This window comes from Streptomyces sp. NPDC048419, from assembly GCF_043200415.1.
In the GTDB taxonomy this organism is placed as follows: Bacteria; Actinomycetota; Actinomycetes; order Streptomycetales; family Streptomycetaceae; genus Streptomyces.
The window spans coordinates 60468-69858 of sequence record NZ_JBICXT010000035.1 but is presented as its reverse complement, the minus strand read 5'-3'; the positions used below and the strand labels follow the sequence as shown (position 1 = coordinate 69858).

Here is a 9391-nt window from a genome sequence, read left to right as displayed (position 1 = left end):
CGGCCAGCGTATCCACGTCGCTGGTATTCCAGTGTCCGTCCAGCAGCGCACCGGTCATCCCGGCAACGAGGTCAGCACACCAGCCCACCCGTTCCACCAGAGCGGCGCAGGTGAGGACTTCGCCGGTCTTCTCATCCACGCCCGACCGGATCAGGGCGCGGGCGCAGGCGGTGCGGCAGGTCTCGCCGTCAGCGAGGGGCAGCTTCCGGCTCACGCAGCCCCGCCTTCGTCGCCGCACTGGCCGGACTCGGCCAGCAGCCGCTTGCGGTTCTCCGCACTACGCATCCCATACAAGCGCCCGGCGAACGTCGTCACCAGAGAGACGAATCCTCCAGCAGCTCATCCCGGCCGCCGAGCTTCTTCGGGTGCAACACCTCCACGGTGACCCCGTACACGGCGAACAACCGCTTGAGCCAGCTCACACCGAACCGGGCCAGCCGGTCCTCATGCGTGACGCGCACGACGGTGACTGAGCCGTCAGCCACCATGGCCAACACCCTGTTCAAACCGGGCCGGTTCTCCTTCAGGCCCGAGCCACGATCTCGGACGACCTTGACGATCTCGCCCGTCGAGGCGGCCCGCAGCTCAGCCTCCTGCGCCTCCAACGAGGACTCCTGCCCGGACGAGCCGGACACGCGCACATACAGCAACTCCAGACGCGGGCGCGAAGTCGAAGAGTCACTCCCGCGCTTCATGTTCTCCACGTCAACCGAGGAGAACCGGCGCTCACGACCGACCCACGTGAAGGGGACCTTGCCGTCCAACGCCCACTGCCGAAGCGTCATCGGGTGTATCCCCAGACGCTTCGCAGCCTTGGACATACGCAGCAACTCCATGCCCCGCAACCATACATGCACAACACTAGGGATAACTAATGAAGTTGGTGAGCCTGCGAGCCCTCCGCGATCGCGCGGTGGCCGCCGGCGCCCTGTAACCAGCCGGCCGTGCCGTGCACGGTGGCCCGCCACCGGGCCGCCTCATGCACGCCCCACCGGAGATATATTGGATCATGTATACTGATACATGATTCGGTGTATACGGAGGTGGGGTTCGTGAGCAGAACCGTGGTTGACCTTGACGACGATGCTCTCGAGGCTGCGGCGAAGGAGCTGGGCACCTCCACGAAGCGAGACACCATCAACACAGCCCTGCGGGAGATCGTTGCGCGCAACCGTCGTCTGCGTGCCCTGCATGAGCTGCAAGACCTCACCGACGACGGCGCCCTCGACGCCGAACTCCTGCTGGACAAGCGCAATTATCGAGGTGATGGCGCCCGGTGAGCGTGGCCGACTATCTCATCGACACGTCGGCCCTGGCCCGGATGCTGCTGCGGCAGGCCACAAACGAGTGGGAACAGCGCATCGGCGCCGGCCTGATCGCCCTGTGCGATCTGACCGAACTGGAAATCCTCTACTCGGCCCGCTCCGCGAACGACCGCGAGACCGTTCAGGAACGGCTGAACCAGTTCACCTGGTGTCCCATGCCCGACGGTATCTACCGACGCGCCCGCGCCGTCCAGCGTCAGTTGACCGCCAAGGGTGAGCACCGCAGCGCCGGAGCCGTCGATCTCCTTGTGGCCGCGGCCGCGGAAGAAGCCGGACTCACACTGCTGCACTACGACCGCGACTTCGACACCATCGCCCGCACCACCGGACAGCCGGTGCGAATGATCGATCTGAGGTAGCCGGCTGCCTCCGGCTACTCGCTGCGCCGACAGGGAAACCATGACGCAGCGTCGCCCTTTTGTTCCGGTCCGCGCGTACCCCACACGCCAGGAGCCAGGCCCAACAGTAAAGCGCACGGCCCAAGGTCGATGCCATACCCGCGCCGGCGATCATCCTGACCCGAAGGGGAGGCAAGCGCCGGAGGTGGCGGCTCGATGCCACGCAACCCGCTTGGCCGCCGCTGCGGCGCGCCCCCGTCAGGCTGGCCCCCCGCGTTCCTCGACGGCGGTGGCGATCTTGTCGGTGCGTTCGTCGGTGTCGCCGTCCAGGCCGTACCGGCGGCCGAGGCGTTGCCGTGGCATGGCATCGTCCGCGAGTGCCGCACCTTCGTCCATCTGCGCAAACAGCGAGAACGCGGCGTCGTGCCCGACCGCGACACCCTCGGCCTGTGCTGGGGCCCCGTCCGCGCCGTCCTCGCCGTCCTCAACGACCTTGAGACCAGCTGCTGAGACTGCCCAGGATGAGATCGCGACGGACAGCGGCCGGGCTACAGCCGCAGCACGCGCATGGCCAGGACGGTGCCGTCCTCCTGCACCGAGACCGGGCCCCTCCAACGCCGATCCCACGTCTGTTCGGGCCAGGTACCGCGCCGTGCGTGCACCGCCTGGCGATACTCGATCACCTGGCCCGCATCCCTGTGCCCTTCGCCAGTGGAGGGGGACAGGAGGGCGAAGAGATCGGCTGCCACGCCTGTAAAGGCTTCGACGCGTTGGTCGTTGAGACGAAAGACGTGGTCGGTGCCGACGAACGGGATGCCGAGCAGGTCGTGCTGTGCGTCTTGGACACTGCCGGCGGCCGCGTGCGCGAGGCCGCCGGTGTAGCGCCGGCTGCCCTGGCGGCTGGTCAGGTACTGGGCCGTGGTGTCGCCGTCGCCGGCGAACGCCGTCACTGCGGCTGTCGCGGTGCGCGCCAGGACGTGCTGGAACCAGGCCTCATGCTCGGGCCGGACCTGAAATCCCGGCTCGACCACGGGTGCTTCGTCACTGTCGGCGACATGCAGGATGCCGGGCGGAATGTTTTCGTTCTCCGCCACACCGTCCAGGTCGCGCAAGGGCCGCTCAGCAGTGCCGCGCAGCCATCCGCCCCTGCCCGATGCCTGAAGGCAGTGGACCGTGGCCGGTCCCTCCAACGGCAGTTCGGTGCTGAAGACGAAGCAGGGCGTCTCGTTCCACGCTCCGATGTGCATGGCCTCCACATGAGCGGAGGCCGAGGCAAGCTGCACGCAGGACTGCTTGGCGCCCCCGTGATTGCCCTTGCTCGCGATCGGAAAGACCCGGGACGGCTCACCCGGCATCCAGACCTCGGCCAAGAAGTCCGGCCGGTACTGGAAGCCCGACGGCCCCTTGGGCCACCCGGCGCGGATGACGATGTCCGCGCTGACGATGGACACGAAGTGGTTCGGATACCGGTGCCGGAGAGCGGACTTGGCGACGGCCAGGGCGATGCCCTGGCCGAGTTCGCGGGACTGCAGACGCTTGTAGTCCCGGGCGGTGTCCTTGCCCTCACCTGACAGCTGTAGGTATGCGGCGGAGACGGGATCCAGCGCCTGACTGTATTTGAGGCTGCCCCAGTGCTCGGCCAGCCCGCGCCCGGCGCCCTGACGGGACAGCGAGAGAGCGTGAGCGAGTTCGTGCAGCACCTGCCACGGAGTCAGCCGTCCCGACCGGGCGGCCTCTGCACCCGGCAGGGCCGTGAGCGCGTCCTTCCGGCGCAGGCAGTCGCCCTTCTTCTCCCGCCGTTTGTCGTCCTTGGCCGCCGCCTTTTCCACGCTGCCGGCCAGAGCCGGCCCCGAGTGCACTGCCATGTGCGACGGCTGAACCAGCTCGCGTAAGACCTCTTCGGTCTTCTTCCGTGATGCCTGCAACCCGCCCCCCAGGTGATGAATGCGGTATGTACACGTCAGCCCTGGACGGTAGGTGTGGTGTGCGGGGCGCATGCAAGGTCGCACACATCGGCACGGGGAGCGTGGCATCCCCTGCAGGGAAGGGCATGCGGCCCGTCCCTGCCGCCGGGCGGACGGAGTGCCGGGGGCGTGCGGGGCGAGGGCAGCGGCTTCCTCGACGCTGCGCCGCCCCCGGTCGGCCCGGGCGTGCCAGGCGGACGAGCACTCGATCGCGGGCATCTCACCCACGCGCCAGCGCGTTGTGCGGCGGCTCAGCCAGTTCTCCCGGTAGACGGTCTGAGGGGTCATCATTTCTCCAGCGGTGACCACCAGTTGCTGGTTTTGCGTCGGGTGCTGCTCGCGCTCGGTGGCGGGCGGCCCGCTGCTGCCGAGTGGGCCACGCGCCGAACCACAGCACCAATATCGTTCCTGTGTCGCCGGTGACGCCCACCGCTATCTCCAGCGCGGGCGCATTGATGCGTCAGAGATAGCCCGCGGCCGCGGTGCCGATCGACGGGGGTGTTGCGAGGAGCTGGCACAGGTCTTCTGAGGCCAGCAGGCAATCGCGCAGCTTGTCTGGGATCTGCGCGTTGGAGAGTACGGTTTGCAGTGCCTCACGCCGAGCGGACCAGCCTGCTTCCTCGGGCAATTCGGCGATCGGTGCTTCCAGCAGGGCGAGGACGGTGTCACGTTCGGTCGGGCCGATCTGCCGGCCGAGGGCGGCGCGCAGATGCGGCCACCGCACGGCGAGCACGGCGAGTTTCGCGATCGCTGTCAGGGTGTCAGGGGCCGGAAGGCCGGCGGCCTCGCGCTCTTGGCGGATGACGGCGTAGAAGCGGAAGACGTTGACGAAGCGTTTGATCTCGCGGGGGTTTCCGGTCAGCCGGCCGGCGACCGTCGCGACGATGCGCTGCACCTCGGGGTTGTCGGGGCGTAGCCGTCGCCGCAGTTCCCGCCGCATGGCCTGCTGGGTCTCTGGGCTGAAGCCCGTCGCGGCGGGATCGTCTCCGCCCGCCTGCCGTTGGGCGGAGGCGGCCGCCTCCGAGATGTCTTGCAGAGAAGGGTGCCTTTGCCGGATCGCGTTTTCGATCCGGCGTGCCGTGCCGTCGTCCACTTCTTGGCTGGCCTCCGCGCGCGATGCCCACGTCGAGCCCACCAGCGCCGTACCGAGGAACTGGCTTGCTTGGTCGGAGCGCAGGGACGGCAGGCTGACGGGAAGTTGAATGATCTTGTCGAGGAATCGCCAGCCGAGCTTGCCCGCCTCGCCCCAGTAGTCCTCGCCGGTCAGTGCTTCCACGAGCGGTCCGTAGGCCACCTCGATGTGGGCTGCGACCATCTCCGGCTCCATCGCCACGACGAAGATGCAGTTGGGAAACTGCCCGGCCAAGAACAGGTTGATCGCCTCGATGACCTGGGCGACCGCACCGGGTGAGCATCGGTCGAGGTCGTCGACGAAGACCACGACGGGCCTGTCCTTGGTGGCTACCAGGTCCAGGACCTGCCGCATGTCGGTCTGTGTCAGGTAGAGCAGTCCGAGGCGGTCTTGATAGCCGGGATCGCGCACGAGGTTGGCGGTGAGCTGCTTCCAGGTCTGTGCGTAGTCCGGCTGATGGACGAGCTTGGTCAGCGAGCCGGCAACGCGTTCACGCCAGAACGTGGCCGTCCGGGCCACGCCCGCGAGCGCGGTGACTGCGGCGCCGCCGCCCAGGAGAGCCTTGCCCGCCTGTTGGAGCCAGTCGGAGGCACCGGGCACGAAGGAACGTGCAAGGAACGCCACGGCAGCGGCGAGGCCTGCGATCACCAGCCCGATGGCCAGCGGAACCAGCCGGTCCAGCAACGCTCGATGAATCCGGCGCCGCAGAAGGTCGGCGTCGACGCGGCGCAGATTCAGCTCGAGCCAGAATGCCTCCCGGTCTGTCGGACGCATCCGAGCAGTGACCTGCGAGATGATCTCGTGGGCGAGACCCGCCCAAATCTGCTCGCCGTTCTGGTGCATCCACGGGTTGAACCACACCGTGGGCCGCCAGTCGGCATTCAACTCCGCGTCGTCGATCCGCAGTCTTTCGGCTGCCTGGTCGGGTGGGGCCGACGCCGCGGTGCGCAGCATCCGTAGGACGTTGCGATTGGTGGCCGTTGCTTCGTCTTGGGCAGTGCGGTGCCGGCTTCGTCGTGCGCCGGCCAGCTTTTGCCGGGAGGGCGGGCTGAGCCGTATCCATCGGCGCGATCCGCCGCCGACCCAGGCTCCGCCGTCCACAGGCGGGTCCAGCCGGTCCTGGACCATTCTCATCAACGAGGTCTTCCCGGCGCCCCAGGGGCCCTTGACGCCGATCGTCAGCGGCGGTGCGGTGTCCTCGTGCTGGATGAATTCGGAGATCGCGATGGCGTAGGGCCCGTAGTCCAGATCGTCCCCGGTCGTCCAGTAGTCGTTGCTTGCGGTCGCTTCCGGGGTGTACACCTCGTCCGGTTCGCCCAGGGCATCGGGGACGACGGTCTGCGGGGAGGAAGTCTCGGGGGCCTGCGGTGAGCGCTCAGGTGTGCCGGCGAGCGCGTCGGCCGCTGCACGCGAGACCTGAACGCTGTCGTCGGTCGTCAGCTCGCGCAGTGCATGCCGCGCCGCGCCGGCTTGCGCCGGGGTCCCGGCCAGCAGGAGCGAAAGTTGGTGGACCGCTTCGAGCCGGGTGGTGACCCTCGGATCTCTGATGGCCGCCGTGAGCTCATGGGGGAGTGACGTGACGGGTCTTGGGTTCTGGGCGATGACGATAGGGCCCGTCGTCTGCGCCCACCGAGACGGTGACTGGTGGGGAGTGACGGCGCGTACCTGGGTGCGGACGTAGTTGAAGAGGTCGTCTTCGGTGATCCAGCCGTCCTGATCAAGGTCGGCTTCACCGGTCCGCAAGCCGGTGACGAAGGCACGGGAGAAGACCGACAGCGGCACCGAATGATCATCAGTCAACTCCGTGCCCTCAAAGGCATATTCGAGCGCGCTGCTGGAGGTGATGACCACCCGGCCGCGCCCGCTCAAATGATCTCCGATACCTACCGTGTCGGTGGAGCGTGGAGCCATGCCCCGAGGGAAGGCGCCGCTGTAACAGCAGTCGAGGATGAGCACGATGGCGCGGGAGCGACACCGACTCATGAGGTCGCTGACGAACTGGGCCGGGATCGAGGTGGAAGGAAGGAGGCCGAGTTCGGTGTCAGCGACGGCGAAGTAGAGCTGCCCCCCTTCATCCTTCACACCATGACCAGTGATGTAGAGCAGCAGCACATCGTCGCGGCCACGGTCAGCGAAGAAGCGGTCAAGTGCGCGGCGCGCTACCGCTGCCGAGGGATTCACGACGGGTTGAACATCGAAGTTGCCGATCGTCGGGTCGGCGAGCACGTCGGACACGCCACCGGCATCAGAGCTGGCTGCTGACAGCCGTCGCAAGCCAGAATCTTGATACTCGCTGGTTGCGAGAATGAGCGCGCTGCGCTGAGCCATCGGTCACCTTCCTCGAGCCCCATGCTCGACACGCTGATTGTTGCAACGAACAGGACTCTTTCCCGGTGCCGTCGAATCCCCCTCCTAGCGGTTGTGATGGTGGGATGCCGTGCGGGCATGTCGCCGACCGCGGCGGCCTGTTCGGCCTGTTCATGGTGGAGGATGAACCTCAGGCGGGGGGTTGTCAGAGGCCGGGCTACTCTGGCGTTCTTTCGTTGCGGGGTTGGGGGTCGGGGTGAGCCGTGCGCGTGTTGCCGTGGGGCTTTGTGCGGTGGCCGAGGGTACGGCGTGGATGTTCGGCGGGGTGGGCGCGCTGCGGTCCGGTGCGCACGCGGTCGGGGAGATCGTGCCGTACGTGGCGATCGCCGTGGGGTGTTTCGCCTTGTTGCGGGCGGTGGTGCCGCAGGGCTACCTGGCGGGCCCGTTCCTGTTCATCCTGGGCGGCGTCGCATGGCTTGCTGCCGCGACCGGTTACCTGCCCGGCCGGGTAGGCGGCCATGTCGTTCCCCTCCTCGTCGTCATGGCGGGCGCCGGGGTCGCGCTGAGCCGGCCGCGCCGCGGCCCCGGACGGGTGATGGTGCCGATCGTGAGCTTTCAGAGCCTGTTGGTTCCGGTGCGCGAGCGCGTGGAGGAGTCGACGACGCTGCAGAAGGTCGTGGTCCGGTCGGTCTTCGGCTACGCGAGGATCGACGTGTCCCGCGTCCTGGTGGATCCTCTGGGGGACTTGGACGCCTCCTCCACGTCGACCGCCTGGCCCAAGAACCCCAAACCCCCACCGACGACCGCCCCCTGGACGTCGACGGCGCCCTCGTCTTCGCCTGCCTGCTCCACCTGACCGGCCACCGCGAGAGCGCCCAGTTCTGGTGGCAGCTCGCCGCCGGCGCGGCCCCGCGCCGCCGCCTACTGCCTGCCCCTGCACCACCTCGCCCTCGGCGAGAGCCGCGAGGCACGGCACTGGCAGCACGTCGTCACCGACGACGTCCTGGACTCCGAAGCCCCCGACAGCGCCTTCCTGGCCACCCTGGAGACGGTGGCCGCCTACGTCCGCAAGAGCGGCTCCCGCCTGAGTAACGCCCCCACCGGCGGCCTGGAGATGGAGGTCGACCGCCTGGTCACCGCCAAAAGCGACTCCTGCATCATCGTCCAGCGCCCCGACCAGCGCCTGGCCGACCGGCTGCATGACTTCAACCGCCACTGACGGCCGCCATGATGAGCCTGACGACAGGGCCGCCGGACCCAGACCAAACACCCCTCAGGGCGCACCCGTTGCGGCCACGGTTGGAGAGTGCGGGCGGCCTGGGAACGCCCCCTCGACACTCGTACTCGACACATGCTCTACTGGCGGCATGGCTCCAATTCGCCTGACCCGCCCCACAGTTGAAGTGATCAAGGTGCTGCTGGCAGCCCCGCCGGACGCCCCGGCCTGGGGACTGAAGATCTGCGAGGAAGGCGACCTGGGCTCCGGCACGGTCTACCCGATCCTTGAACGGCTGACCAAGCAGGGCTGGATCACGAGCTTCGAGGAGACCGCCCCGCACCCCGGCCGCCCGGCACGCCGCTACTACGAACTCACCGCAACGGGCCGCATGGAGGCCCTGACCGCCCTGGAGGAACGTCGCAGACGCCACGCAGGCCGCTGGCGGCTCGCCGAAGGTGAGGCGTAGCCATGCCACTACTCGCTCTTGCTACGGCGGCCTTCGTCATTGGCCTCGAACAACTCGTGCAGTGGCAATACGGCGCGACGGGCATCATCGGTCTTGTCCTCCTGACCATCGGAATCAAGGCGCGGAACCCGGAGATCGTCCTGCTCCGTATTCAGGCCGCGTCCCAAACGGCCTCGCTGGCCTCTTGGATGGCGGGCCGAAGGCGCGCACACCTACGGGAGGAGTGGGCGGCGATCCTGGCCGGCGACCCGGACAACGGGATACTGCTCTCCCCGCCCCGCAGGATGTGTTACGCCCTCGGCTTCGTCTGGGCGGCCGCGTTGATGAGGCTGCGTGATCTGACCGCTCCGCTGGGGCGGCTGCTGGACTGGGCTTTGTCGGTGCCCTCGCGCACCAACAGCCTTCTGGTGGCGGCCGTAGGTTTTCCAGCGGCGTTGATCGCGGGCACGTGCGGCCTGCTCACGGCCGGTTTGTGCAGCGTCTACTGCTGGATCATCGGCCGGGCGACGGTGTGGCTGCTGCGCCGGATGCGGGGCATCGAGCCGGTCTCCCCACGCAGAGCGTCTGAGAAGGAATAGCACAAGCGGCACCGCAGGCTGTGGTGCCGCTGACCAGAACGGCACCGACGCGCAAAAGGAGC

Annotated in this window: 10 protein-coding genes and 1 pseudogene; 7 read left to right on the top strand and 4 right to left on the bottom strand. The window is 68.0% G+C overall.

The window, feature by feature from the left end; translation table 11 throughout:
* Positions 1-214: pseudogene (locus ACGFYN_RS41945) on the bottom strand (transposase); the annotation flags it as partial.
* A 97-nt stretch (positions 215-311) separates the two neighbouring features.
* A complete protein-coding gene (locus tag ACGFYN_RS41940) occupies positions 312-836 on the bottom strand; it encodes a recombinase family protein (RefSeq protein WP_393871273.1) in 525 nt (174 codons plus the stop codon).
* Between the two features lie 216 nt (positions 837-1052).
* Between ACGFYN_RS41940 and ACGFYN_RS41935 the strand changes: the two genes are divergently transcribed.
* The 3 genes from ACGFYN_RS41935 (at position 1053) to ACGFYN_RS41925 (ending at position 2173) form a co-directional block, all read left to right on the top strand.
* Complete coding sequence (locus ACGFYN_RS41935) at positions 1053-1280, top strand: type II toxin-antitoxin system VapB family antitoxin (RefSeq protein ID WP_393871272.1); 228 nt, start codon at positions 1053-1055, stop codon at positions 1278-1280.
* Positions 1277-1684: a PIN domain nuclease gene (locus tag ACGFYN_RS41930; protein ID WP_393871271.1), complete on the top strand. Its 408-nt coding sequence runs from the start codon at positions 1277-1279 to the stop codon at positions 1682-1684. Before ACGFYN_RS41935 ends, ACGFYN_RS41930 begins: the two co-directional genes overlap by 4 nt.
* A gap of 195 nt (positions 1685-1879) precedes the next feature.
* Positions 1880-2173, top strand: a complete 294-nt coding sequence (locus ACGFYN_RS41925; RefSeq protein ID WP_393871270.1) for a hypothetical protein — start codon at positions 1880-1882, stop codon at positions 2171-2173.
* A gap of 38 nt (positions 2174-2211) precedes the next feature.
* On the opposite strand, the gene ACGFYN_RS41920 is transcribed toward ACGFYN_RS41925, so the two are convergent.
* A complete protein-coding gene (locus ACGFYN_RS41920; RefSeq protein WP_393871269.1) occupies positions 2212-3528 on the bottom strand; it encodes a hypothetical protein in 1317 nt (438 codons plus the stop codon).
* A gap of 559 nt (positions 3529-4087) precedes the next feature.
* Entirely contained in the window at positions 4088-7087 is a 3000-nt protein-coding gene (locus tag ACGFYN_RS41915) for a P-loop NTPase fold protein (RefSeq protein WP_393871268.1), read from the bottom strand.
* A gap of 271 nt (positions 7088-7358) precedes the next feature.
* Between ACGFYN_RS41915 and ACGFYN_RS41910 the strand changes: the two genes are divergently transcribed.
* The 4 genes from ACGFYN_RS41910 (at position 7359) to ACGFYN_RS41895 (ending at position 9329) form a co-directional block, all read left to right on the top strand.
* The gene (locus tag ACGFYN_RS41910; RefSeq protein WP_393871267.1) at positions 7359-7922 is read left to right on the top strand and encodes a hypothetical protein; all 564 of its coding nucleotides are present in this window, start codon (positions 7359-7361) and stop codon (positions 7920-7922) included.
* Between the two features lie 195 nt (positions 7923-8117).
* The gene (locus tag ACGFYN_RS41905; protein WP_393871266.1) at positions 8118-8285 is read left to right on the top strand and encodes a hypothetical protein; all 168 of its coding nucleotides are present in this window, start codon (positions 8118-8120) and stop codon (positions 8283-8285) included.
* Positions 8286-8433: 148 nt separating this feature from the next.
* Positions 8434-8751, top strand: a complete 318-nt coding sequence (locus ACGFYN_RS41900) for a PadR family transcriptional regulator (protein WP_393871265.1) — start codon at positions 8434-8436, stop codon at positions 8749-8751.
* 2 nt (positions 8752-8753) lie between these two features.
* Positions 8754-9329 (top strand): hypothetical protein, encoded by a 576-nt coding sequence (locus ACGFYN_RS41895; protein ID WP_393871277.1) that lies wholly within the window; start codon positions 8754-8756, stop codon positions 9327-9329.
* Positions 9330-9391: the final 62 nt, after the last annotated feature.